Raw genomic sequence first — 24999 nt, 5'->3', positions numbered from 1 at the left:
CTCTCATGCTGGCAGGAACCCGCCTGCCGCCAGGGCAATCTTCCGCAACCGGCCAGCCGACGTCCGCCAGGAGAAGGACGACGATACCGCCGGCCGTCCGGGTCAGCGGAAGACGCCGGTGTGGCCGAGGGAGTAGCGGCCTGGCTGCGGGAACACGCACAGGCCGTGCGGGCCGCTGCCGACCTTGAGACGGCGGATCAGCCGGCCGGTGGAGGTGGAGATCGCGTACACCTGGGAGTTGTAGCGGCCCGACAGCCACAGCACCTTCCCGTCCGCCGAGACTCCGCCCATATCCGGTGAGCCGCCGCCGGGCAGCCGCCAGCGTTCGGTGACGTGGCCGGTCTTGAACGAGATGAGCGAGATCGTGCCCTCACCGCGGTTCGTGACGTAGAGCGTTGAGGAGTCGCGGCTGACGTACAGTCCGTGCGCGCCTTTCCCGGTGGGGATGAAGCCGGTCTTGCGGAAGGTCGCGGCGTCGATCGTCCAGACGCCGTTGGTGGCCATGTCCGCGATGTAGAAGGTCCTGCCGTCGGGGGAGGTCTTCACGTCCTGCGGCATCGCGCCGTTCGCCAGTTTGACGACGCCGGTGACCTTCTCCCGGCGGGTGTCGAGGCGCAGCACGTCGCCGGAGAACTCGCATGCGGTGAGGAAGAAGTCTCCCGACGCCGAGAAGTCGGCGTGGTTGGGGCCGGTACACGGCACGTTCACGCGTTTGTGTACCTGCATCGTGTGCGCGTCCCGGAAGTCGATGCGCTGCAGCCGTTCGGCCATGACGATCGCGAAGCGGCCGTCCGGGGTGAAGTACATGTTGTAGGGGTCGTCGACCTTCACCGGCTTGCCGGGCTTTCCGGTGCGCGGGTCGATCGGGACGAGGTCGTTGGAGTCGTTGTCGTTGACCCACAGCGTCTTCAGGTCCCAGGACGGGACGACGTGCTGCGGTTTGCGGCCGACCTTGAAGCGCCCGATCTGCTTGAACGTCTTCTGGTCGAGCACGATCACGTCGTCGCTTTCCGAGTCGGGTATGTACACCCGCGGCGGCAGGTCGCGCACGGCCGGGTCGAGCAGACCTGGCCGGTCGTGCTCGTACAGGTCCACCGGCGAATTCGCCGCCTTCGCGACGGCGCTCTTGGGCGCCTGTGGCTCCCTTTTCGCGGTGGGGCTTTCCGAGGAACATGCGGTCGCCAGAACCCCGGCGGCGGCCAGGATCAACCACCGGCGCTTCATGCGGCCACCAGCTCGGAAACGGTGACGGGCCGCAGCCCGCGTGCCCGGAGCCCGTCCAGGAGGGACGGCAGGGCCTCGACCGTTGCGGCGTGCCCCAGATGCATGCTCACCACCGAGCCGCCGCGCACCTCGCGGAGCACTTTTCGGGTGATGGCCGACGCACCCGGATCGGTGAAGTCGAGCGAGTCCACGTCATAGGACAGGCAGCCGCGATACCCCAATGCCGCCGCTTGAGCGCGGACCCGCGGGGACGCGTGCGGGGCCTGCGACGGCCGGAACCAGGCGCCCGGCGTACCGGTCAGCTTTCGCAACCGCTCGGCGCACTGGGCGATCTCGGCGTAGGAGGCCGCCGCGGGCATCGCGTCGATGTCGCGATGGTTCTGCGTGTGATTGCCCAGTTCATGGCCGCCGTCCAGGAACGACCGCGCCATGCGCGGCTCCTCGTCCAGCCAGCTCCCGACCGCCATGACGGTGATGCGCGCACCCGCGGCGTTCACCTCCCGGAGGAGGCGCTGCGCCAGAACCGGGTCGCCGGACCCGTGGAAAGTCAAAGCCACAGCGGTGGAGGTCCGTGCCCCGTGCACGATCTCCTCCGGCCGCGATCGGGCCGGCCGAGCCGCCGCGGCAGATCCTGCCTCAGGAGCGGCGTGCCGGTGGACGGTACCCGTGTCCTGCCGAGAGCTCCCGCCGCAGGCGGCGCAGAGTCCCGCGCCCGCCAGTCCGGCCACACCGGCCAATACGGTACGTCTCTGAATAATCACGATCTGTAGCCTACTTTTGGCTTCGCCCCTCCAAGGTCAACCATCCCGGCAAGATCCGGCAAGAGTTGGCGAAGCCGTCCGCGCCGCCCTCGGCCGGTCGGCGGGGTCGCGTGCTCGGCGGGCCGGATGGCCGAGTCATCAGCCGGGGGACGAACTACGATCGCTATAGTAGATTGCGGGGCGAATGGTCGATGTGACACGTTTGCGCCGGGCTGAGCAGCGCATATCCAGGCTGTGAACGCAGCGGACGCCTCGGGCGCGGACGGGTCGCCGGCCGATCGCGCAAGCCCGGAAAGCCGACCACCCGCTCCTCGTCCCCAGGGACCGGCGATGTCCTCACCCGAAAGCCCCGCCCGATCCGGCGGCCCCGTTCTCAGCGTCATCGTGCCCGTCTACGAGGTGGAGGGCTATGTCCGCCAGTGCCTCGAGTCGATCCTCGACCCGTCCGTCACCGACCTGGAAGTCATCGCCATAGACGACTGCTCGCCCGACAACTGCGGCGCGATCCTCGACGAGATGGCCGCGGCCGACCCCCGGCTCCGCGTCCGGCATCTGGACCGCAACGTCGGGCTCGGGCAGGCCCGCAACACCGGGCTCGACATGGCGGCGGGTGACTACGTCTGGTTCTTCGACAGCGACGACCACGCCGAGGAGGGAGCCGTCCGGGCGGTCCTCGACCGGCTGGAGGCGACCCGGCCCGACGTGCTGATCGTTGACCACGAGCGCGAACTGTGGGACGGCGCCCGCGTGCCGAACTCGGGCGGCCGCCACTTCCGGGACCCGCCCGCGCCCGACGCCTTCACCTGCGCGGAGCGTCCCAGCGTCCTGCGGATCATGATGGCGGTCTGGAACAAGGTGATCCGCCGCGAGTACCTGCTCGACCTGGGCCTGCGTTTCAGCGCCGGCTACTACGAGGACCTCAACGTCTCCTTCCCGCTGCTGATGGCGGGCGGACGGCTGAGCCTGCTTGACCGGGTCTGCTACGTCTACCGCCAGCGCCGGTCCGGCGGCATCACGAGCAGCGCGAGCCGCCGCCACTTCGACGCCTTCGACCAGTACGAGCGGATCTTCGCGTTCATGGACGCCCATCCCGGCACCGAGCCGTTCCGCGGGCTGATGTTCGACCGGGTGATCGGGCACGCGCTGATGATCCTTGAACGCGGCGACCGGATCTCCCCGCCGGACCGCGCCGAATTCTTCGGCCGGCTCACCGAGTTCTACCGCCGCCGCCGTCCGGTCGGTGGCGGCCCCCAGGGCGGACGGTTGAAGGCCGTGAAGTATCGCCTGCTCGAGAGGGGTGCGTACCGGCCTTACCGGATGGCCGTCACACTCGTCGGGGCGCGGCGGGGAGCCAAGACGCTGCCGCGGACGGCCGTACGGTCCGCGCGGAGCGCCGGGCGGACGGGCAGGCGGCTGCTCGGCAGGCTCTATTACCGCGTGCAACTGCGCATGCCGATCGACGAGAACCTCGTGGTGTACGCCGCTTACTGGTATCGCGGTGTCTCGTGCAATCCGGCCGCCATCTACGAAAAGGCCACGGAGATCGCGCCGCACCTGCGCGGTGTCTGGATCGTGAAGCCCGCAGCCCCCGGACCCGTGCCGGACGGTGTGGACCATGTCGCACCCGGCACCCTGCGGTATTGGCGGGTGATGGCACGGGCGAAGTACTTCGTCAACAACGTCACCTTCCCGAACGCAATCATCAAGCGTCCCGGGCAGGTGCACGTGATGACCCAGCACGGCACCCCGCTGAAGAAGATGGGGCTGGACCAATTGCCTTTCCCCGTGGGCGCCAAGGGCCTGGACTTCAAGGCCCAGCTCGCCCGCGCGGACCGCTGGGACTTCCTTCTGTCCTCCAATCCGCTTTCCAGCGAGGCTTGGCGCCGCAGTTTCCCCTGCCGCTACGAGTTGCTGGAGATCGGATATCCGCGCAACGACCGGCTCGCAGCGGCGACCCGCGACGAGCAGGCCCGGCTGCGCACACGCCTCGGAATCCCTGAGGGCAGGAAAGCGATCCTCTACGCCCCGACGCATCGGGAGTATCGAGATGGCTACCGGCCCATGTTCGACGTCGAGCGGTTCGTGCGCGAACTCGGCGACCAGTACGTCCTGCTCCTGCGCTCCCACTACTACTATTCAGCGGCGGGGAACGGCCGGCACCCGGAAATGGTCATGGACGTCTCAGGTCATCCGTCGGTCGAGGACCTGTGCATCGCCTCCGACGTGCTGCTGACCGACTACTCCTCGATCATGTTCGACTATGCCGTCCTGGAGGACCGTCCGATCGTCGTCCTCGCCAACGACTGGGAGACCTACCGGCTCACCAGGGGCGTCAACGTCGACGTCACAGCAATTCCGCCCGGTGTGGTCGCCCGCACCGAAGAGGAGCTGATCGATGCCTTCCGGACCGGCGAGCCGTGGAACGACACCGCTGCCAAGGCCCGCGACACGTTCCGTGCCCGGTTCTGCCCCTGGGATGACGGCCATGCGGCCGCGCGGGCGGTGGAACGAATCTTCCTCGGAAGCCCCTGAGCGCGCCTCTGCGAGCGCGCCAACACCCACAGCAGATGCCACGCGCACAGACCGGGCGTCGTGGGGGTCGGGGCGGGTGACTGCGGGCGGTGGTCAGGTGGTCAGGTGGCCGGGGGGATGTGGGTCGAGCCGGACGGGGTGAGTTTCTGGAGGGTGTACTGCGGGTCGCGGGTGGGGCGGGCGGAGTCGGTGAGGTGGAAGACGGCGCGGCGGCGGACCACTTCCGTGCGGAGGTCGGCCGGGTTGACGAGTTCGACGCGCTGGGCTTCGGGGGCCCAGGCGAAGCGGACGCATTCGACGTAGGCGCGGTCGCCGGTCTTCTGCCTGCGCAGGAGGGCGTAGGCCGCTTCGGGCGCGGGGATGACCGGCGCCTCGACGATGGTGATGTCGAGCCGCACCGCGGCTGGTTCGACCGGTCCCGAGTCGACGTGCAGGACGAGTCGTAGCCGCTCGCCCGGGCTGAAGGGGCCGTTCAGATCCTGGATCGCGGCAAGCGAGAGCTGGTAGAGCTTCCCGGGGACGAGGGCACCTGCGGGGTTCAGGGCGGTCAGGTCGCGCGGGGTCTGGTCCAGGTCGATCTTCTGGAGCGTCAGCGTGACGTCCGGGGTGCCGGGGGGCGGTTCGTCCCAGTCGAAACGCAGGGCCAGCGTGCTCGTCGCGTTGCACTCGCGCCGCTCGGCGGAGAGCGTGAGGGCGCGCTGCGGGCTGGTGCCGGGTCCAGGGAACTGCACCGACACGCCGGCGTGGGCGGACGGGGAGGCGAGGCGCCGGTTGTATTCGGGGTCCTCGAAATGGACGTGGCGCGGGACCAGGGGCAGGGACGGCGCGTTCGGGTCGGCCACGCGGAGCGGGAAGCGCAGCTCGTGGCCGTAGCCGTCGTGGTACCCCTCGGCGCCGGGCTGGTGCGGGGCGAACTGCGCGGTGGCGCGCGCGAGGACGGAAGCGCCAGAGGGCAGGGCCGCGATCAGCTGGCGGGCTCGGGCGGCGCGGGCGCCAGGGTCGCCCGGGAGGGCGAACTGGCGGATCGAGAACTTTGTCGTGTCGATGGTGTCGGCGTCCGGCACGGCCACGCCGACCGCCGTGAGCTGGGCGCGCAGTGACGGAGTGAGGACGAGGGCCGGGGTGGTGATGTCCTGGAGGGCCGTGACCTGTCCGGCGGCGACGAGTTCCAGGGTCAGGATCCAGTCGCGGATGCCGCACGCCGGGGTCTCCGGCTGCTGCCCGCCGACCAGGGGGACGCTGCCGTCGATCCGGTAGATGAAGGTCAGGACGCCGTCCCACGCCACGTCGAGGGTGTGGCGCTCGCCCGCGGCCAGCTGCATCCGAAGGCGCTGGGCGGTCTGCCGGTAGGTCGGTTTGTCCGGCGGGTCGGAGAAGGAGGCGCGGAACGCCTCGTCGGCGGGCGACGGCGTGACCAGCGCGAGCTGGTCGGGGTCGAAGTGGCCGGCCCAGGTGCGCAGCGCGACCGTCTGCCGTCCGTCGACGTTGGCGGGCAGCGGTACCGGACGCGGCGCGCGGTGCTGTACCGGCAGCCCGCCGGACAGCATGCCGAGGCCGCGCGGACGCACGTGCTCGCCGGTCAGGACGATGCCGCTCTGGCGCAGGAGCTGGTTGCGCAGCGTCACGAAGACACCGGGGCGGATGCCGGTCACCAGGTAGCGCAGCCCGCCGGGCAGGACGGGCTGCCAACGGTCCAGCGCCGGGTCGTCCGGAGCGCCCGGCGAAGCGAGGGGAGGCTGGTCGAACAGATCTCCGGTCAGCGCGGGCAAGGGCGGGTCGGGCGGTGCGGGGAGCAGACTCCGGACGGCGGGCGCCCGGAAGCGGCGCGGCAGGCCGCCGGTAGGCCGGTCGGTGTGCAGCGCGGAGCGGAACTGCACCGTCCGCTGGACGGTCTGCCACCAGAGCGTCTGGCCTGCCGCGCCTGGGGCGGCCGTGCCGATGGCCCCCTGCTCGTCCTTGGTGTAGCGGACGCCGACGCGCAGGGCGCTCAGACCCCAGGGCCACGCAGGCAGGTCGGTGCGAGGGCGCTGGGTGAGGTAGAGCGGCTGCACCCCGACCGTCTGCGGCGGTGCGAGCTCGAAGTCGCGGGCGCCGGCGGGCAGCGCCGCGATGTTGCACTGACCCTCGCGGTAGCGCAGGGCCGCGAGGGCGGGACGGATGCGGAACAACCGCTTCGCCAGCGGCGACGCGCTCGTCACCGGGACCAGGGCGAAGGCGTAGCCGGTGGTCAGGGCCGCCTCTCCCAGGTTGTCGGGGCGGGTGTTGTCGCTGATGATCCGGTAGCGCAGCACCGCGATCGGCGACTCCGGCGCCAGCAGGCGCTGCGACTGCGCGGCCCAGCTCTGGGCCTGGGCGCGCAGGTGGCTCTCGTCGGCCAGGTCGGGGTTGTCGGGCTGGACGCTCCACATGCGGCTCGCCACCGGCTGCAGCCGTGCGGTCCCGGGTGCCAGGCAGAGCAGCTCAGCCACCAGAAGCCGAGGCGCCAGCGGAGACGGCCCGTCCGCCGGGACCGTCGGGGCCGGACGCCACTGAAGCCCCAGGTACGGGCTGACCACGATGTTCAGCGGACGCGGGTTGGCGGCGCCGTCGAGCGAGAGCGGGGCGGGGATGAGCGTGGCCGCGGGATAGCGGCGAGGCCCGTCGGCGGGAGCCTGGGCGAGCAGTCCGCTGCTCGCGATGAGCGCCGCGGCCAGCGCCCAGCCGTAGGGCGGCTTGCCGGTGGGCGTCAGGGTGCTCACCGACTGGGTCAGCAGCAGCTCGTCCTCGCGCCAGACCGGGTCCGCGTACGGCGAGGGTCCGGGCAGGTCCGGCAGACCGGACGGCCGGGGCGGGTAGAAGGGACGGCGCGGGTCGAAGGCCTGGCGCAGGGCGGCCGGGCGGCTGAGCCGGGCCGGGGTCTCGGGCAGCGCCGCGAGGACGCTCTGGAGCAGGTCGTCCTGCGGTTCGGGGGGCGGGTTCTGCGCGCGGAACCAGCTCTCCTCCAGGGCCGGCGGGTCCAGCCGGGCGAAGCCGCGGCCGACCGCGGTGTCCAGGCCGGCAAGGGTGATGGGCAGCGGCGTGCTGTCGGCCCAGCCGCACAGGGCGAGGGCCAGGGCGGGCAGGGCGGTGGTGGGGGCGCCGGCGCGCAGGCGCGAGATGAGCAGCAGCGGGTCGGTCTGCAGCGGGCTCGGCTGCTGCCCGGCGGGCGGCTGGGCCAGGTCGCGGGAGGTGTCCTGCAGGCGTCCCAGGAACGGCATGGTCAGCAGCAGCCAGCGCGGGTCGGCCGGGTCGCCGGGCGCGTAGTCCGCCGGGCTGCTGAGCAGGGCGCCCTGGCTGCCGGTCGGGAGGTGCTGCAGGGTCGTGGCCGTGCTGTCGGGGGCGGGCACGAGCCCGACCAGGTGGTGTCCGCTCGCCTCGATGAGCAGCGTGTCGCGGGGCAGCGCGTCGAGCGCCGCGCCCGGGTCGGCCAGCAGCGCCGACAGGCCGGCGGCCAGGTAGCCGCCGCTGACGCCGCCGAGCGGGCTGATGCCGGTGACGGGGTCGGTGGTCTGGAGGCCGGTCAGGCCCCGCAGGAACTGAGCGGCGCGCTGGGGCGCGAGCAGCCGCACCTCCTGGACGGACGTCCAGCGGGTCTCGCGGCCGAGGGTCCCGCCGCTCCCGTCGGCCGCCGGGGTCACCTCGACCAGCTGGTGTTCGACGAGGGCCAGGGGCTGCCAGCTTTGGCCCGGGGCGAAGGTGAACAGCAGCGGGCCGTCCGCGCCGGTGAGGATGGAGGCGGGCAGCTCGTGCTGGTTCAGCAGCACCCGGATGGTGTGGCGCAGGTGGGTCAGGGGCGGGGCTCCGGCGGCGCGGGCCGCGGGCAGGGTGATGCGCGCGTTGGACGCGTCGTAGCCGAGCTGTTGCGGCCAGGAGACGAGGTCGGTGGCGGTGAGCATCCCGTTGAGCAGGAAGCGCTCCTGCCACTCCGCGGCGTCCAGGCGCGAGGTGTAGCCGATCACGAGGTCGCCGGCCGAGGAGCCGTACAGCCGAGCCGCGTCGGCGGTCCGGTTCGGGACGGGATCCTGCAGCGAACGGCCCCAGTGGGCGACGAGCAGGGCCTCGACGAAGGCGCCGGTGAGGGGGAGTCGGGGCACGTCGTCCGGCCGGGCGGTGGCGCGGAAGGTCACCGTGGCGAAGCCGGGGGCGGCGCGTTGGCTCATCCCGGGCGTCCCCGCGTCGGCGAGGCGCATGCCGGGCAGGAACTGGAGGCCGTCCGGGTGCGGGGCGCTGTAGCCGTTCCATCCGAACTGGAGCGTGGTGTCGCCGGCCAGGGCGGCGGGCGAGCCGTCGGGAAGGGTGACGGCGAGGGTGAGGTCGTCGAACAGGTTCGCGCCGTCGAGCGTGAAACTCCCCGCCCCGGCCCCGGGAGCCATCAGGTTGAAGGTCAGCGCGGCCGCCAGGGCCTGGCCCCGGGTCGTCATCGGCGCGGAAGCCGGGCCCGAGGCGAAGCGTGCGGCGACCTCCTCGGCGGTGAGGGCACGGTCGTAGAGCGCGACCATGCGGTAGGTGCCCAGCCAGGCCCGTCCGCCGGTGATCTCGTCACCGAGGGCCAGCTCGAACCGGTCGTTCCAGGCGGACAGGCTTCCGCCGACGGTGTGCTCGGCCGTGAGCCGCCCGTTGAGGTAGATCCGGGCGCGGCCGTCGGCGGAGCGGGTGAAGGCCAGGTGGGTCAGGGCGGGGCCGAGCGACCCGGCCGGGGTGGCCAGGTCGGGGGCGCCGGTGTCGTCGGTGGCGTCGGTGCGCAGCCAGGCGTCCAGGCTGGACGAGTCGAGCAGGCCCTTGCTCTGCTGGAGCGTGACGTTGCGGTGCGCGTCGTCGGACGCGACGGTGAGGATGTCGAACTGCCCGTTCAGCAGGCCGAACGTCTCGCCCGGGAAGCCGATCGGGCGCGTGCCGGGCTGCTCCTGCCAGGGCGCGATCTCCCAGAACAGGCGCGGGACGGTGAGCGGGTCGGCGGGCTCGAGGGTGGCCCATTGCGGTGCGGGCACCGGCTGGACCCGGCCCGTTCAGCGGGTTGCCGGGGTTGAGATAGCGGTTGAGCCGCCGCCAGGAGGTGAGGAGCGCCGCCTGCTCGGCGCCGGTCAGCCGCTCGGTCTCGATCGTCATCCGGAAGCCGCGCACCGCCGGCCCCGTCGCCGGAGCCGGGTCGGGGACGATCCGGGCGAGCTGGAACACCGCACTGACCGGTGCGCCGTCCCAGAGCAGGCGGATCTGGCCGAAGGCCGACAGCCCCCCGGAGTGGACGGCCAGGGCCGCCGAGCAGATGGGCGGGGCCGGTCCGCTGCGCGATCGCCGCCGGGGTCAGGCCCAGCGCGGTGTACAGCCGCTGGACGGCGCCGGCCTGGGGCGTCATCGCGTCGAGGACGATCTCGCCGCCGAGGCAGGTGAGGACCGGCAGGTTGCCGGTGATGCCGGTGGGCCACCCGTCGGCGGGGGCCTGAAGCAGCAGCAGGCCGGCGGTGCCGGCGCTGATCGCCGCGCGGATCGCCTGGGGCGGGAGGTGCCCGTCGGGCTTGGTGCCGCTGCGCGTCCACTCGTACTGCGGTGTCGCGCCGTTGGTCGGGTTGATGGTGACGCTGGTGACGTAGACCAGTGCCAGCAGGGAGCCCGGCAGCAGCACGTTGTTCTCGCCTGCCGCCTTGCGGGGTGTGGTGTCCGCGAACAGGGTGCGGAAGGCGAAGTTCGTGGCCGGGTCGGCCAGCCGGATCACGTCGGCCTCGGCCGTCCAGAAGGGGCCCGCGATCCTCACCTTCGGCAGGTCGGGAAGTTTCGCCATCTGCTCCTCCTGGTCCGCTCGTGGCCGGCGGGCACCGCCGGTTCCGGCCGTGAAAGGGCCGTCACAGGTCGGTCGGATCGATCGGTCGCGGGTCGCTCGGCGCGGCGCTGCCGCGCCGGGCCCGGATCACCAGGGACCGGCCGCGCATGCCGCTGCCCTGGCTGGTGCGGTGCAGCCGCCGGAGGGCGAGCTGGTCGGGACGTCCCGGATAGGACGCCGCCAGCGCGGCCGGATCGTCGGCGCGCATCATGCCGTGGTAACGCATCAGCACCGCGCCGAGCAGCAGCTTGTCGGCCAGGGCGCCGCTGAGCCCACCCTGGACGGGACGGACGGCGACGGCGAACGGGACGGTGACCGACGGCGGCGGAGTGCCCGTGCTCGCGTCGTGTACGGCCGTGATCAGCTTCTCGACGGCGTCCGCGAACTCGGGGAAGCGGGCCCAGCGGCGCAGCGCGGCGATGTCGTCGCCGCTCATCGCGCCGGTCCAGGTGATGCCGGTGTACCGGGTTCCGGACGCGTCGCGGGCGAGCGCCACCTTGTTCTGGAGCTCGTCCGGGATCTGCTCGGGTCCGGCGGGGATCTCCACGCGAGTGACGGCGTCCGGGGCCGCACCGGTGGCCTGGGTGATGATCTGCGCGATCGCGCCGGTGAAGGCGCTGTCGCCGGGGAGCCGCCGCAGGTCCGCGGCGGCCGCGTCCGAGGGGCCCTGCCATACCAGGGTCAGGGCCGGCGCGGGCAGGAAGTCGATGAGCGCCCGGAGCCGGTCGGGCAGGTTCGCGGCGGGGGCGCTGACCGGCTCGGTGGTGTACCACCTGTCGAACAGGTTCCGGATCTTGGCCGCGTCCGGTGCGCGCATCAGCCGGACCAGGGCGTCGCGGTCGCCCCTGGTCATCACTCCGGCGAGCAGCAGCCGTCCGTGCGCGTCGATGGCGACCCGGTTGCGCGTGTCGAGTGGCAGGCCGCCGGTGTCATAGCCGGTGCTCAGCTGCTCCTCGCTCACCTGGACGAGATCGACCGCCAGCGGGAAGTCGCCGAGCGCGCCGGCCGGAGGCGCGAGCGTCGTCTGCGCCACCAGGAAGTGCTTGCCGAGCTGGCGGTGGGTGAACCTCTGCGCGACCGGGTCGTAGAAGCACTCGGCCTGCACCTCGATGTTGCCGCTGAACAACTCGACGATCTGGTAGACCACCTCGGGGTCGGGCAGGGCGCCCGGCTTGCGCGCGGTGGCGGCGCCGCCCGCGGCGTCGGGCGCCTCGGCGGGCCAGCGCCGCTGGGCCTCGTCGGGCAGGCTGTCCCAGAACCGGCGCAGCGGGATCGTGATGGTGCGGACGCGGGTGTCCTGCTGGAACATGCCGTCGGCGCGGAGCGGGGGCGGGAACGGCGGCAGCCGGTGCCACACGATGTCCGTTCCGCTGACAGTGGCGCTCGGCAGTGGCGAGCGGTAGGTCAGGTCGCGCTGGGTGACGCCGTTGACCGGCGACACGGTGCCGTCGGTCTGGGCGATCACCAGCAGGCGGTGCTCGTAGTAGAACGGCAGGGCCCGCCATTGGAGGGCGAGGACGCCTTGGGAGAAGTCGCCGACGCGCTCGGGCAGGTCGAGGCCGCGCAGCTCGTCCTGGTCCGTCGTGCCGTCCAGGACGAGATGGTCCGGCGCGCCCGGCAGCGCGTCCGGGACGGGCGGGTAGGCGTCCTCGACCAGGCGGACGGGAAGCTCGCGCTGGTGCTCCTTGGCGAAGCCGCGCACCCACGCGTACCAGTCGGAGTAGCCGAAGCGGCGCAGCAGGGTGAAGGCGACCTGCCGGAACGAGAGCCGGCGGACCAGGGTCTGGTTGCGTTCGGCCAGGGTCTGCTCGTGGTGCTGGGCGACGATCACCTCCCAGATCGCGCCGGGTGCGGGCGGACGCGCCGGGGTGGCCGGCTCGTCCAGCCGCCGCGAGCCGAGGACGAGCGGGGCGTCGACGGCCTGCGTTCGGTCCAGCACCACGTCCAGCCCGCCCGCGTCGGGATCCACCTGCACGGCAGGGGTGTCGGCCTCGGCGGCCGCGCGGCCGGGGAACAGCGTGGGGGAGCGGCGCAGGCTCTGCCACAGCAGGTCGTAGCGGCCGTACGGCTGGAGGTAGTAGCGCAGCGTGTGCGCCCAGCGGTCCTCGATCAGCTGCGTGTAGGTCAGGCGCCCGTCGGCGCCGGGCGTGGCCGGCGCGGGCGAACCGGCGCGCGGGTAGGCCGTGGCGGTCCAGGGACCGGCGCCGGTCGCGCCGAGGCCGTCCGGTCCCACGTTCACCGCGCCGCTCGCGTCGAAGAACCGCGCCGTCCAGGCGAGGACGTCGGGCAGCGCCTTGGCGATCCCGGCCGCGTCGGCGGGGAGGGTGACCTTGCCCGAATCGGGCACCTTGGGGTCGTTGCTGTTCAACGTCTCCAGGTAGTACTTGAGCCGCATCCACTGGACGTGCTCGGGGACGCCGTCGCCCGGCCCGGCGAACGCGGCGGCCAGCGCGCCGGTCGCGACGGTGAAGTGGTGGGTGCGCTCGTCGGCCGGGCCGAAGTCCTCGGTCCGGACCGTCCCGGCCAGGTTCTCCGCCGCCGGCAGGTCGGCGGCGGCGAGCGAGGGGCGCAGCAGCGCCAGCTGGTCGGCGCTGAGCAGGGTGCGGGCGCTGAGCAGCTTGCGGCCGGGGTCGTAGTCCAGCAGCGGCGCGATCGCCGGGTCGAACGGCGCGGGATCGGTGGTCAGCCGGGCCTGCGGACGGACCTCGACCGTCGCGGGCAGCGTGGCGCCGCGCAGCAGCAGGGCCGCCTCGCCGTTGAGCGGCAGCCGGATCGTGCGGGCGATCGGCGCGGGCCGCGGTTCGAGCTCCTGCTGCCCGGCGCCGCCGTCGGGCCGGATGACCAGGCTGCACGGCGCGGAGAGGGTGAGGCGCACCTCGATGTCGGCGTTGGAGCGTCCGGTGAGGGTGACGGCGCGGTAGCGCAGCCGTTGACGCACGGCCGGCCGCAGGCTGATCTGGACGAGCGCCAGCAGGTCGTCGCCCGCGGCCGGACGTTCGCCGAGCTGGATGCTGCGTCCGGGCTGGAACAGCAGCTCGACGTGCAGATGCCGGCGCAGCGCGGCGAAGGCCGCGGCGTCGGGGTCGGCGGGGGTGCTCTCCAGGCGTGCGAAGAGTTCCTTGAGCAGTTCCAGCAGCTTCGGGCCGAGCACGGCGCCGGTGTCGGGGTCGTGGAGGCTGAAGGTCACCGACAGTCCGAGACGTTGCAGCGCGCCCCAGCCGTAGCGGTCGGCGCCCGGCGGGCAACTGGCCAGGAAACCGGCCAGGTCGTTCGGCAGTGTCGGCGGGCTGAGCTGCAGGGCGGCGGCGTAGCCGTCGGCGACCCGGCCCCGCGGGTCGGTGACGCTGCCGGGGCGCAGCGCGCGCAGTCGCTCCACCAGGCGTTCCAGCAGCGGATGCAGCGGCGTTTCGCGCTTGCCGCCGGGCTGGGTGACGCCCGGCCATTCGGGCCATTCGAGGTAGGAGTCCTGCCAGGAGTACCAGGGACCGCGCTCGTCCCGCACGCCCTGGGCGGACGGGTCGGGCGGGCGGCGCCGCTGGACGGCCCCGGGGTACCACGCCTCCCACTGGCTGGTGTCGAGCGTGTCGCCGGGCACCAGCGGCAGGTCGCCGGCCGGGAGCATCTGGACCTCTTGCCGCAGCCGCAGCTCCGCGCCGAGCCGGGCGGCGCTGGCGAAGGTGTCGGTGGTGGCCGCGTCGATGTCCAGCTCGTACAGCCGGTACCCGGCGTTCAGCTCCAGGGGGTAGGCGGCGTCGCCGCTCGGTCCCTGGTTCCAGCGGAACCGGATCGCCCGGATGCCCAGGGGATGCGGCCGGAACCCGACGCCCGCGCCGATGTCGCCGGTGAACACGAACGGCGGCGGGCCGCCGTCCGCCGTACCGGGCAGCGGCATGGGCGCGTGCGCCAGGCCGGGCTCGGCGCGCTCGTCCTCGGGCCGGACCACCGCGAAGCCGGTCGGGCGCGGCAGCCACTCCAGCTCGGCCGGGCGGCGTTCCTCGCGCGGGTTGCCCGAGTGCTCGACGCGGTCGGTCGGCGCGGGCGTGGCGGGCGGCGCGGCGACCGCTTCGGCGGCGAGCAGGAGCTGCACCGGCGCCAGGGCCGACGGCACGTCCCGGTCGCAGATCGTCTGGAAGAACACCCGCCACGCCTCGGGACGCCAGGCGCCGTCGGGCAGCACGCCCGCGTCCCGCAGCGCGGCGACCGGGACCACCGCCGCGCGCGCACCGGGCGGCCCGAAGACATGGTCGAGGTCGATCTTGATGTCGGTGGGCAGCGGCCGGGCGTTGGAGGTGGGCAGCCCGGCGGTGCGGCCGCGCTGGGTGGTGCTGTCCAGGCCGTAGGAGCCGATCGGGACGGTGCTCTCGCGGCGGAAGACCAGCCGGTAGGTGCGGATCGGCACCGCCGGACCGTCCTGGCGGGCCGCCTCGCTCCACTCGACGTGGACCTGGCGCGGCTCCATCACCTGCGGGGTCACCGCGCCGGTCGGCGCCAGGTCGGACGGGGCGATGCTGTAGCTGACGGTGAGGTCGCCGTCCACCGGCACTGCCGGGGGCGTGGACGGGTAGCGGGTCGCGATGAGGGTCAGCGGGCGTCCGGCGTTGCCGGCGAAGTCGACCGGCGTGATGGTGTAGACGTAGCCGCGTCCCTCGCGCGGCAGCGCGGCGCGGTCGGCGGCGGTGTCGGGGAAGTGGTCGACCACCTGGAAGCGCGGTTGGAGCTGCGACAGGGTGTCGGTCGGCGTGACCTGGCCGGCCGCGGCGACGTCGGTGGTGTGGCGGTGCAGCACCTTGACCGGTTTCACCGTGGTGGTGCGCTCGGCCTCGTCACCGTCCAGGGCGCGCCGGCGCACCAGGTAGTGGGCCAGGTGGTGGTCGGGGTCGTTCTGGACGCGGCTGACCCCCGGCGGTGCCTGGCGCTGCCAGCTCAGGTCCCAGGCCAGGGCGATGGTGCTCGCGTCGCTGTACTGCCGCACCTGCTGGAACTCGGGCGGGAACAGGTCGAACCGTGTCTGGGCGACGTTGAAGGACCGCACGTCCTGGCCGGCGGCGCCGGGGCCGGTGGCGTCGGGCCGTTCGCGCTGGCTGATGGACGGCTGGGCGTCCAGGCCGGTGGCCACCTGGTCGAGCCAGGCGGGACGGCGGCCGTCGGCGGTGCGCACCGCGAACACCAGGCCCATCTGGAAGGCCAGCGACCCGGCGGCCAGCGCGGCGCGCCTGGCCGGGTCGGGCTCGGCGTGGAAGGCGCGCAGGTCGGCGATGATGTCGTGGATGATCACGCCGCGCAGCTGGTGGGCCTGCTGGTCGGCCTGGACGGCGCCGACCGTGCCGGGGTCGCCGCCGTCCTGCGCGGCGCCGTCGGCGGCGTAGATCGTCGTGCTCGGGTCGAACGCGGCCTCCAGCAGCTGCTCGTAGAGCTCCTGCGGGTCGCGCTTGAGGAAGGGCGAGCCGCGGAACTGCTCGTACGCTCCGCGGACGGCCGCCTCGAAGGAGCTGTCGGACGGGTTCTGCACGCGCGGGTCGCTGACGGGCGGGCGGTAGCCGGGCAGCGCACCGGGATCGCCGACCGGGTGCGCGACCGCGGTGTCCCCCGCGCCGGTGTAGGTCTGCTTGAAGGCGTTGCCGAGGTGCTGGGCCAGGCTGAGCCCGTCCTGCAAGGGGGCGGGGTCGCTCGCCTGGCCGGTGGTCGGGTTCACCACGCGGCGCTCGGCCGAGCCGCCGGTGTACATCCGTGCGGCCCAGTTCACCGCCCAGGTGATCGGGGCGCCGGCGGTGACCGCGCTGGTCACGTCGACGAACTGGGGCGTGGGCAGGGGCTCGAAGTGCCGCAGGGTGTAGCTCTCTCCGGCCGCCGGCTTCGGGACGCGCAGCGAGAAGTCCTTGGCGACCGTGGTGCCGTCGGCGGGCGGTGGCGGCAGGAATCCGAGCTCGGGCTCGGTGATCGGGAAGCCGTCCTCGTCCGGGACCAGCCGTCCCTGCGCGTCCCGGTGCAGCCGTTCGGCCTGCGGCAGCAGGACGAAGTAGATCTGGTGGTCGGCGTCCCAGCTCGGCGCGTCCCGCAGAACGAACAGGACGTAGCCGGGCACGTGGAACACATCGGGAACCGGTGCGGCCGCCCGCTCGCCGATCACGGCCGCCAGGGCGCGCGGCGGCAGGGCGGCACGGCGCGCGCCCAGCGCGGACGTGAACCGCGGCGCGGCGTCCAGCGCGCCGCCGGTGCCCGGTACCGGCTCGACCTCGGTGGCCTCCAGCCCCAGGGACAGGAACTGCCTCGTCCGGTCGAGGGCCGCCTCGACGTTCCCCTCCTCGAAGGCGATCTTGACGGTGGCCTGCAGGCTGTGGCCGCAGCAGGAGACGCCGACGGTGCCGGTGCCGCGCACGCCGGGAATGCTCAGCCCCTTGACGCCGATCTCCAGGCCCGCGCTGAAGGTGATCTCCAGGCTGAAGCCGAACGACAGCCGGATGGTGGTGAACACCAGCGGGATCTTGATCCAGAACTCGATGGCGAAGGAGACCTGCACCTCCAGCCCGATCGCGCCGTAGACGGCCGAGTCGTTCAGCGGGTCGCGGAAGTCGACCACGCCGATGTAGCGCGCCCCGAAGGCCACCCGCGCGGTGGCGGTGATCCGCATGCCGACGAGCCCGAGGTCCACGCCGGCGCTGAGGTCGAGCCGTCCGCGGGCGAGGAAGCTGGTGCCGAGCACCATCTCGGTGGTGGAGACGCGGAAGATGAACCCGCCCTCGACCTCGACGGCCAGCGGACCGAGCGTGGTGTGCCAGCGCAGCATGTTGGGCCAGCCCAGCTCGTAGTGGAACAGGCCCGGCTCGATCAGCAGGGTGGCGGAGAAGCGGCTGCCGGCGATCGCGTCCCGGACGAAGTCGGGCAGCGGCGGGTGGACGCCCGGCTTGCCGCCCTCCGGCTTGGAGATGTGGGCCAGGAAGCGCTTCTGGCGCGGCGAGAGCAGCACGAAGCCGCTGAGGATGGGGTTCTCGCGGGCGCCCTCCTTGTTGTCGACGTAGTCGGCGTAGTTGGTGTTGAACCAGCCGCGCACCGCCATGAAGAAGGTCAGGTCGCTGCGGAACGCGATGATCGCGTCGACGAGGAAGACGCAGGCGAGGTCGGCCTCGGCGAACGCCTCGTAGCGCAGCGGCGACGCCGAGGCGGAGGTCTGCGAGATCATCGCGCGCAGCACGATCGTCCAGCGCGGGTCCTCTCCCGCGTCCTCCAGGTCCACCGCCCAGCGGTCGCGCTTGGACAGGTCCCCCTGGGTGCGCGAGAGGCCCTCCAGGGTCTTCAGCAGCTTCTTCACGTCGTTCTCGGCGTCGGCGGCCTTGATCGACGCGATGGTGAAGCGGTAGCCGAAGCCCATCCCGATCTCGCGCAGGTAGATCTGGACGACCGGGATCATGAAGCTGACCTGGCGGATCTCCAGGTAGAGGAACCAGGCCCGCAGCCAGGGCGAGCCGGGGCCGCGGCGCACGCGCAGGAACCCGAAGCTGGCCGCGATGGTGGGCAGGCCGTGGATCTGCACCACGCCCTCGCCGACCAGCCCCGTCTGGTCGGGCTCGTCCACGAAGTCGACCACGCCGCTGAGCCGGAACGCCGCGCCGATGGCGAGGTTCACCGGCAGGCGCGTGAAGTGGATGCGCGGGACGAGCTCGCCCGGCGCCGGGAGGCCGATGAACAGCTCGTGGTAGTCGGGCCGCGAGTCCGGCGTGTCGCCGGGGCCCTGCGCGAACTTCAGCTGGCCGGTCACCTGCATGGCCCCGTCGCCGTCGAAGAACTCGCACTGCGGGACGAAGCCGATCGCGCGCAGCTCCATCTCGAAGCAGCCGAGGAAGCTGAACGTGACCGGCTTGGGCAGCTCGACCAGGAACTTCACATGCTCGGCGATCACCTTTGCGTCGCCGGTGAGCGGGCACTGCACGAGGTCGATGCGTATCTTGCCGAGCAGGCCCAGCGGCCCGTCGGCGTCATCGCCCGGCGCCAGCACGAACTGGGCGGACCCGGTGATGGTGAAGTACAGGTGGAAGGCGCCGTCGTCGACGAACCGCAGGCCGAGCGCGTCCACCGAGAACTGGAAGCGCGTGCCCTTGCAATCCAGCAGCTTGACGCCGCGCAGGTTCGCGGCGCCCTGCACGAGGGTCAGGTTGCCGCCGTCGCGCTGGGCGAACTGCAGGGCGATGTCGGCGGTCGCGTCGCCCACAAGGTCGGGCGGCAGCGGACCGGAGCCGGCGAGGGAGAAGTCGGCGATCCGGTTCTCGCGGATGACGAAGCCGCTGTCGGTGAAGCGGAACCGCGTGCGCAGGCCGTTCAGTCGGGCCGGACGGTCGGTGACGGTGGCGGCGAGGTTGACGCCCTTGGGCGTGAGGGCGAAGTCCCGCACGCTGAAGGTGATCGGCTCCTCGCTGGCACGGGTGAAGTCCAGCTCCAGCACCGCGCCGTCCGGCTGCTGGAGCTGGTAGTGGTAGTCCTTGGTGGCGAGGGTGAAGTAGTGGAAGGTCTTGTCGCCCAGGTCCTTGCCCCGGAACCGCCAGCGCATCCCGAACAGGTCGGGGAACTGGCGCTCCGCCTCCGTCGAGCGCAGCTGGATGCCCTGGTCGTGGTCGACCTTGAGGGCGAAGGTGGCCAGGTCGAACGTCAGCCGGCACAGCAGGTCGAAGCCGATGCTGAAGACGCGCACCCGCACGCCGATGTCGAAGCTCACCTCGCCCTGCGGCAGCGTGATCGGCAGCTTGGTGAGCGGCGTGGTGGTGTAGAGCTGCAGGAACTGCGAGTCGCCGCCCTGGCCCTGCTTGAGGAAGGGCAGGGTGAACCCGCCGCCCGCGTCGAGGTTGACGCTCAGCTGCGCGGTCCAGCCCGTCCCGAGGTCGGCCGGGTCGAAGACCACCGGCTTGCACAGGGACGCGGGGTCGTTGAGGTCGAGCGGCGGGATCGGCGTGGTGAGCTGCTGGAAGAAGCCGGGCAGCTTCGGCGTGCCGAGCGCGACGTCAAGCAGCACCAGGCTGCGCGGGCCGTCCGCCGGTTTGAGGGAGACGGCGAACAGGGGCTTGTCGGGCGGCTGGGGCGGCTCGTCGTTGTGCAGCTCGCGGTCGCCGTCGCGGCCCCACGCGAACGTGCTGCCCGCCGTCACCGGGTCGGTTCCGGGCAGGGTGACGACGAAGGCCGCGCGGCCGAGGCCCGCGCCCTGGCGCATCAGCAGCAGCGAGAAGCGGCTGGACGCCGGGACGCCCACGCTGAGTCCGGGGAGCGCGAACGAGGCGCCGGACGCGGCGGCCTGCCAGTCCAGGCGCGCCTCTTCGAGGCCGCCGGAGCCGATGATCAGGCGCAGCGTCACGTCCTGCTCGCCCGCCGGGCTGCGGTCGCCCAGGTTGGGGACGAACTGGCCGAGCAGCCTGCTGAGCGCGCCCTCCTTCCACTGCAGCACCAGGCACACCTTGCCGCCCGCCTGGTGGAAGCCGACCGTCGCGCTGTCGATCACCACTCCGGTGCCGGCGATCTGCACCGGGTAGGGGAGCGCGAGGTTGAGCGGCGTGTCGGACTGGAGGCCGTCCTTGCTGGCCGTCCCGCTGAGCTTCGGCACCGCGAACTCGACGAACGGGCGTCCGGGGTCGGGCTCGTAGCGGGCGTCGCCGCCGGTGCTCACCTTGCGCATGGGGCGCAGCAGCGCCGGGGCGAACCGCAGCGCCACGGGCGCGTCGGTCACGCGCAGCACCGTGTTCGGGACGAAGTCGAGCTCCAGCCCGATGCCCTCGGAGTCGGGGGAGCCGCTCGTGTCGCGCTGCAGCACCACGCTCACCGCGTCGATCCCGGGCAGCGCCAGGACGAGGTCCTGCTCCAGGAGCAGGCGGGTCAGCAGGTTGACCTTGCCGGGCTCCTCCGTCGACTGCGGCGGCTCGATCCAGATGTGGGAGAGGACGGCGGGGTCGGGAGGCTTGGGCAGGAACGGCGGCCACTTCTCGCCGAGGTAGTCCTTGAGGGTGATGAACATCGTCATGTCGAGCACGCTCCCCACTCGTCGCGCGAGTCGACGTCCGCGAACATGTCGTATCTCTCCTGCTCGTTCGCGGTGAGCGTCTTCTCCGCGGTGGGCAGGACCACGGGTTTGATGCCGGCGGGCAGGGTGACCCCGCTGCCGGGGGTCCCCCAGGCGGGGTTCCAGACGTTGAGCGCCTTGTCGATATTGACGATCAGCGGCTGGTCGGCAAAGGGGAGCTCGAACGAGTCGCTCCAGAGCTCCACCCGGTACACCTGCACCAGCGAGTCCTCCTCGTCGAGGACGGCCACCGAGTGCTCGATGTCGGTGTAGAGGCTGCGCCGGAAGGCGTTGGCCGACCCGATGATCGCCCAGTGGTCGTCCACGATGGTGGACTTGGTATGGACGATCACGTTGCGGGTGAACATCGCCACCTGGCCGCGCTGCGCGGGTGTCAGCCCCTTCAGCAGGCCCTGGGTCAGCGCGACCAGACCGTACGGCGGGAAGACCGGGTCGTTCGGGTCGGCGACCCCGACCACCAGGATCACCTTGAGGTCGGGCTTGGCCTGGACGGCGTCGTGCAGCCTGCTCATCAGCTCGATCGACCAGAACCCCTGGTCCTCGATGTAGATGTAGCGGTCGGCGGCCTTGATCGCCTTGAGCCAGGCGGTGCGGACCTCGAACACGCCGGACGGCGCGAACGAGATCTTGTCGTTCTCGGGCAGCCGGTTGCTGCTCTTGTAGTTGAACTGCGGCAGGGTGCGCAGGGACTGGACGTGGTGCTTGGCCTGCGACGGGGTCACCAGGGTGCGCGGCGCCAGCTCCGGGGAGCCGGGCGTGTGGCTGTCGAGACCGGCGAAGCCGACGCGGAAGGGCTTCACCTTCCGGCCCCTGACCTCGTTCCACATGGCGCGGAAGAAGTCGAACATCGCCTGCACCGCCGGGCCCTCGACCTTCGCCTGCACGTCGTGCCACTGCTTGGCGGGGTGCGGCTGGGAGCCGTGGCGGTCGCCCACGAAGTCGATCCCGCCCGTGAAGCCCATGGCGCTGGTGCTGCTGCCGAGGACCACCAATTTGGTATGGGCGGAGCCCGCGGAGTGGGTCAGGATGTTCACCCAGGCCTTCTCGGCGAGCTTGGGTTCGGTGCGCAGGTCCATGACGGCGGTCAGGGTGGCGAGGTTGACGTTGCGGATGTTCGCCAGCCCGTGCTCCACCCCTTTGCTCTGGACGTAGTTGTCGGCCATGATCGCGAACGAGGCCCAGCCCAGGATCCGGACGTCGACTCCGGCCCTCGCCTTGGCCTTGAGCAGGTCGTTCAGCTGGTCCGGGAGCGCGGGCCCGTCGAGCGAGAAGGGTTTCGCCAGCTCGACCAGCGGCGTGTAGGTGCCGGACGAGCCGGGCGCCGGGAGGATCTTGCCGCCCATCAGGTGGAGGTCCCAGCCGGCGATGTAGATGAACTGCTGGGCGTTCTCGGCCGGCGACCCCACGCCCAGCTTGGCGAGCTGCTTCTTCAGCTCGTCGAAGTAGGTGGTGCCGTCGATCAGCGGGGTGACCTCGCAGCCCTTGAACGTCGCGGGGAGCGGCTGCGAAGGCGGAACGGTGTCTTCGGGCTGGACGAAGTACTTCTTCAGCAGCGCGTCGATATCGGCCACCAGAAAGCCCCCGAGGCTATATGTGCGACTCCCCGACACGATTCAGCATTCTTGCGGCAGAAGGCGGTGACCGGTCATTGGTCGGGAATCGCGGTCAAGCTGAAAAATCATGAAAGTGAAGTCAACGGTCAAGCAACCTTCACACGAGAGCCTCGCCCCGGGCAATGGTTCGGCCTGATCCGGACGGAGACCATGCCCTGACGTGCGGTCACGTCGCCGTGACCGCCGAGCCGCTTGTTTCGTGCAGGCCCGCGCCAACGCCCCTCGCCGGCGCGGGACCTGTTCCGTTGTTCGATAAATACGACAAGTAATTACATAAAGGACTCTTGATCATATGTCCGCCAGACTCGGCGGGTGCCCTCTACCGCCGCCGAGGAACGTGTGCTGGGTTACTCGGCTGCGTCGTCGAGGTCGCCGGCGAGCGCGTCCGGTGCGCGCATGCGCCAGGCGTCGGTGACGAGCTCTTCCAGGCGGTCGACGTCCACTTCGCCCAGCCACAGCATGACCAGCGGCATCCCGTCGTAGGCGGGTGTGGTGAAGAAGCGTTCCGGCTCACCGAGCAGCAACGCCTGCTTCTCGGCCTCGTCCCCGACGTACAGGACGGCGATGTCGGTCCGGATGACGCGCGGCTTCCCCGGCCTGCGCTCGGGGTAGGACCAGACGAACCCTTTGCCGCCGACCCGGAAATCGAAGCCGTCGCTGTCGATCTCGACCACGTGGGGTAGCGCGAGCGCCAGCCGGCGAACGTCTTCGGCGTCAGCCATCCTGGTCGCTCCCGGACACCGGTTTCTGCACACGTGCAGGCTATCGGCCGACAAACCCCGAAGGTGCCCGAGGCGCCCGCTCTGCCAGGACGCGGTCGAGTCCGGCGGCCGTCGAACACGTCGCTCCAGAGCCATACGGTCTTTATCAGTCTTTCCAAAAATAAAATCGGCGTCGAGTGCAGGGGGTAGGTGATGGCTCGGCGTGCCGACGCTGCCAGGGCAGCACGTGGGCGGCCCGCGAGCGTTGCCGCCGCTGCCGAGCCAGCGGGCTCGGGAGACGAAGCTGGCGGAGAGTGACTCTTCGAGTGCCTGCGGGGATCCGCAGAGGCACCACGCTCAGGGTCTGCACGCCAGGAAACGTGGCGCTGGACCTGACCAGCCGCGACAAGCCCCACTTCATCTGAGCCCAGCCGATACCCGTGCGCTGGCATCAGGCCGGTTGGACGTCGCTGGGTCACCCGCCCGGGTGGGAGTGCTTTTCTTAGGTACTTAGGAAGAAGGCAGCACGAGGGCGTTTCACCCGGGAGGGAACGATGCTGTTCAGGCGGGAGGTCCTTGAGGGGATCGCGGGCGGGCGGATCGACCGGGTGTTCCGGGTGTGGGCCGAGCCCCGGGTCCGCGCGGGAAGCACCCAGCGCACCTGGGCGGGGATCGTCGTCATCGACTCCGTCACGGCCGTCACCCCCGAGGAGATCACCGAGGAGGACGCCGTGCGGTCGGGCTTCCAAGACCGCGCGGCACTGCTCACCGCCCTGTCCAAGAGCACCAAACAGGGCGGCTACCACCGCGTCATGCTCCACCTCGGCGGCCCCGATCCCCGATCGGAGTTGGCCGCGAACGCCGACCTGACCGGCGAGGAACTGGCCGATCTCAAAGCCGCCCTGGACGCCGTCGACGCCCGCAGCCGCCGCGCCCCCTGGACCCGCGAGGTCCTCCGCCTCATCGAGGAACATCCCGGCCTGCGCGCCCTGGACCTGGCCGAACGCCTGGACCGCGACAAACTCCCTTTCAAGGCCGACGTCCGCCGCCTCAAGGCCCTCGGCCTCACCGAAAGCCTGGAGATCGGCTACCGCCTCTCTCCCCGCGGCAAGGCCCTTATGGCCTACCTGCGCTCCTTGACCGGATGATTCATCTCGGGCGCTGCCGCAGCACAGACGGCCTCTCTTGCCGCGGGTCGGGCGCCCAGCTGATCTTGAGAATGGATTCACCGGCACACCCGCAGTTCCCCGAAGCCCATGCCCCGGCAGCGACGGGCGTCTAGAGGTCGATGACGACCTTGCCGTGGACGTGGCGGCCGGCCTGGAGTTCGGCCGCGCGGCGGATCTGCTCGACCGGGAAGCTCGCCGCGATGGGCACCCGGAGCCGGCCCGCCGCGACCAGGCGGGCGACCTCTTCCAGGGCGCCGGCGGCGGCGTTCGCGCCGTTGGCCGCCGGGACGCCGTCGACTTGCGCGGCGATGGTGCAGATGCGGCCGTCCGCGACGCCGAGTTCCCTTGCGGCGTGCACCGTCTCCGTCCCGTGCAGGTCGATGGCGGCGGTGACACCGCCGGGTGCGAGGGATCGGACCCGGTCGGCCAGGCCGTCGCCGTAGGCGACCGGCTCGGCCCCGAGGTCGCGCAGGAAGTCAGACGATGCCGCCGATCCCGTCCCGATGACGCGCGCTCCCGCGATCCGGGCCAGCTGGACGGCGAACACCCCGACCCCGCCCGCCGCGCCGCCGATCAGCACCGTGTCGTCCGGGCCGGGGTCGACGAGCGCGAGGGCGGCGGATGCCGTGCGGCCGGCGATCGTGAGGGTGGCGGCGGTGCGGTCGTCGACGCCGCCGGGAGTGTGGTGGGCCTCGTTCGCCGCGGTCTCCGAGGCCGGGTCGATCACCACGAAGTCGGCGACCGCGCGGGAGAGGGCGCCCCCGAACACCCGGTCGCCGGGCGCGAAGCCGGTCACCCCGTCACCGACCTGGTCGACCAGCCCCGCGTAGTCGGTCCCGAACCCGGCCGGGAGGCTCAGGCCGAACCGGGCGGCGGTGTTCGCGTCGGCGGTCATGATCCAGTCCATCGGGTTCAGGCCGGCGGCGGTGACCCGCACGCGGATCTGTCCCGGGCCGGCCTGCGGAGCGGGAACCTCGCGGACGTCGAGCACGTCGGGGCCGCCGAATGAATCGAGCCGGACCGCCCTGCTCCTGCCCGCCGGCGGTTGATCGCTCTGTTCCTGCATGTACGCCTGTCTCCTTGGGGAACGAGGGAGCGCGTCGAAACGGACT

Annotated in this window: 10 protein-coding genes; 2 read left to right on the top strand and 8 right to left on the bottom strand. The window is 72.0% G+C overall.

The features are described 5' to 3' along the window. Positions 1-102 precede the first annotated feature (102 nt). Positions 103-1095, bottom strand: coding sequence for a YncE family protein (locus tag F9B16_RS01915; protein ID WP_225991255.1), 993 nt, complete (start codon positions 1093-1095; stop codon positions 103-105). A gap of 125 nt (positions 1096-1220) precedes the next feature. Then, complete coding sequence (locus tag F9B16_RS01910) at positions 1221-1781, bottom strand: polysaccharide deacetylase family protein (protein WP_225991254.1); 561 nt, start codon at positions 1779-1781, stop codon at positions 1221-1223. A gap of 534 nt (positions 1782-2315) precedes the next feature. Here F9B16_RS01910 and F9B16_RS01905 point away from each other — a divergent pair. Continuing rightward, entirely contained in the window at positions 2316-4517 is a 2202-nt protein-coding gene (locus F9B16_RS01905) for a bifunctional glycosyltransferase/CDP-glycerol:glycerophosphate glycerophosphotransferase (RefSeq protein WP_151538050.1), read from the top strand. 101 nt (positions 4518-4618) lie between these two features. On the opposite strand, the gene F9B16_RS01900 is transcribed toward F9B16_RS01905, so the two are convergent. From F9B16_RS01900 to F9B16_RS01885, 5 genes are all read right to left on the bottom strand, one after another. Next, positions 4619-9280 (bottom strand): LamG domain-containing protein, encoded by a 4662-nt coding sequence (locus F9B16_RS01900; RefSeq protein ID WP_225991262.1) that lies wholly within the window; start codon positions 9278-9280, stop codon positions 4619-4621. 104 nt (positions 9281-9384) lie between these two features. Further along, the gene (locus F9B16_RS52300; protein ID WP_225991253.1) at positions 9385-10311 is read right to left on the bottom strand and encodes a hypothetical protein; all 927 of its coding nucleotides are present in this window, start codon (positions 10309-10311) and stop codon (positions 9385-9387) included. Between the two features lie 61 nt (positions 10312-10372). Continuing rightward, positions 10373-20344: a hypothetical protein gene (locus tag F9B16_RS01895; protein WP_151538048.1), complete on the bottom strand. Its 9972-nt coding sequence runs from the start codon at positions 20342-20344 to the stop codon at positions 10373-10375. Next, on the bottom strand, positions 20341-21975 hold the full coding sequence (locus tag F9B16_RS01890) for a phospholipase D family protein (protein WP_151538047.1): 1635 nt from the start codon (positions 21973-21975) through the stop codon (positions 20341-20343). Before F9B16_RS01890 ends, F9B16_RS01895 begins: the two co-directional genes overlap by 4 nt. Positions 21976-22364: 389 nt before the next feature. Beyond that, positions 22365-22739 (bottom strand): MmcQ/YjbR family DNA-binding protein, encoded by a 375-nt coding sequence (locus F9B16_RS01885; protein ID WP_151538046.1) that lies wholly within the window; start codon positions 22737-22739, stop codon positions 22365-22367. A 533-nt stretch (positions 22740-23272) separates the two neighbouring features. Between F9B16_RS01885 and F9B16_RS01880 the strand changes: the two genes are divergently transcribed. Beyond that, positions 23273-23866 carry an ASCH domain-containing protein gene (locus F9B16_RS01880; RefSeq protein WP_151538045.1) on the top strand — a complete coding sequence of 198 codons (594 nt, stop codon included), beginning with the start codon at positions 23273-23275 and terminating at the stop codon, positions 23864-23866. 130 nt (positions 23867-23996) lie between these two features. On the opposite strand, the gene F9B16_RS01875 is transcribed toward F9B16_RS01880, so the two are convergent. Further along, entirely contained in the window at positions 23997-24953 is a 957-nt protein-coding gene (locus tag F9B16_RS01875; protein ID WP_151538044.1) for an NADP-dependent oxidoreductase, read from the bottom strand. Positions 24954-24999: the final 46 nt, after the last annotated feature.

The organism is Actinomadura montaniterrae, from assembly GCF_008923365.1.
Taxonomy (GTDB): Bacteria; Actinomycetota; Actinomycetes; order Streptosporangiales; family Streptosporangiaceae; genus Spirillospora; species Spirillospora montaniterrae.
The sequence above is the reverse complement of the archived record's forward strand: the minus strand, read 5'-3'. Positions and strand labels throughout refer to the sequence as shown.

What these genes read in the sequence shown, in the direction of transcription:
- F9B16_RS01885 (WP_151538046.1), bottom strand. Translation starts at nt 22,739, where the DNA reads ATGGCTGACGCCGAAGACGTTCGCCGGCTGGCGCTCGCGCTACCCCAC.
- F9B16_RS01905 (WP_151538050.1), top strand. Translation starts at nt 2,316, where the DNA reads ATGTCCTCACCCGAAAGCCCCGCCCGATCCGGCGGCCCCGTTCTCAGC.
- F9B16_RS01875 (WP_151538044.1), bottom strand. Translation starts at nt 24,953, where the DNA reads ATGCAGGAACAGAGCGATCAACCGCCGGCGGGCAGGAGCAGGGCGGTC.
- F9B16_RS52300 (WP_225991253.1), bottom strand. Translation starts at nt 10,311, where the DNA reads ATGGCGAAACTTCCCGACCTGCCGAAGGTGAGGATCGCGGGCCCCTTC.
- F9B16_RS01880 (WP_151538045.1), top strand. Translation starts at nt 23,273, where the DNA reads ATGCTGTTCAGGCGGGAGGTCCTTGAGGGGATCGCGGGCGGGCGGATC.
- F9B16_RS01895 (WP_151538048.1), bottom strand. Translation starts at nt 20,344, where the DNA reads ATGACGATGTTCATCACCCTCAAGGACTACCTCGGCGAGAAGTGGCCG.